Genomic DNA, 1,335 nt, shown 5'->3' with positions numbered 1-1,335 from the left:
GGTGTCCACTTCAAATGAGGTGGACACGATCATCCTTATAGGTCACATCCGTTACAAGGTGGTTTCGCTAGGCGCTTACCAGTAGACTTTAACTCTCTCACGAAAACTGGACTGGTATATCGGTCACGTCAGTCCTACAGCCTACCCGTACCTGGACGCTGTCTGCCGCCTTGTCCAAGGCGTTTTGCCCGCTCTCGTAGCGAGCTTTTATTTGCAAGTTACTGACACGAATATGGGCGGTCCTATGCTGCATTCTATTGCTGGCAAGCCGCCGCGCTGCTGCGGCAGCAAGCGTGTTGCCACCTATTTTCTCAGCCGTTAGCGGGAACGACTCCGGTGACATGGGGGCTCTCAATTCAGATGCGTCATCGTCCTTTTGAACATTCTGATTCTATGAGACTTTATATGGATAAGGAGATCCAGACAGCGATTGACGCTCTTACGGCATTTGAACAAAGATTAAGCCACACTGATTTACGCGGGAAGGACGGTAACCCTACGCAGGAGGCATACCAATCCCAAGTCATGACATGACAGATGAGATCGATGGATTTTTTCCTCTGGCAAGGCGCGGGAGGAATCCATAGCGGGGCTATGGATGACAAGCGCGACGCCGCCAGGTGGGAAAAGACGCGATCTCATGTCCTGAAATGGTTTGGGATTGGTATAACACCACGAGCGCTAGGGGATTAGATCTGGGGGATCCTCAGCACGACAGCGACGAGAACGTCACATTTATTCGCCCTACATCTGTCATGCAATAGCTTATCCGCAGTTTTGACAACTACCTTTTTTCAGCCGAGCGGAACCGATGAACGCAATTTGATCAGTGCCCTCATGCAAAGATGACAAACACTCGCACCAAGCACAGCCGGAATAAACAGTCCAGCCAACGGTATGAGCAGTAGCTCCGACGTTACGACCCCCAATAGAAGCATGGGTAAACGCATGGTTCTCACTATGGTGCGTCGCTCATCCGCTGTAGCCAGATCTTCTAATGCGTCATTCACCAAGCTGCGGACGTTAAGATAGCTTGCCAACAAAAAGAACAATATTCCACCGACCACAGGAATGATCAACAGCAGAAAGCCTGCGCAGAAAACGCATAGCAACTTCAACGACGAAAGTGCGTCAACGCCGAACCTGCCCTTCCCCTTCGGAGACAACAACGGATAGTGTTTGAGGCAATGCTTTTGCACCCGGCTCATAAGAAAAAGTTCTAAATACAGTCGCATGCTTAGCATGATGAGCAAAAGAAATCTATGGTCACCCTCCCTTTTGCAAGGGTAGATTTTGGGTGTTGTGGTCGGCTTGCAAAAATCTATCCGGCGTCTG

1 protein-coding gene is annotated in these 1,335 nt (G+C 50.2%); it reads right to left on the bottom strand.

The features are described 5' to 3' along the window. Positions 1-794: 794 nt before the first annotated feature. On the bottom strand, positions 795-1,335 hold a 541-nt coding region (locus RY831_RS32910; RefSeq protein WP_326510490.1), incomplete at its 5' end, for an EI24 domain-containing protein.

The sequence above is a fragment of the Noviherbaspirillum album genome (assembly GCF_035916955.1).
Taxonomy (GTDB): Bacteria; Pseudomonadota; Gammaproteobacteria; order Burkholderiales; family Burkholderiaceae_D; genus Noviherbaspirillum; species Noviherbaspirillum album.
The sequence above is the reverse complement of the archived record's forward strand: the minus strand, read 5'-3'. Positions and strand labels throughout refer to the sequence as shown.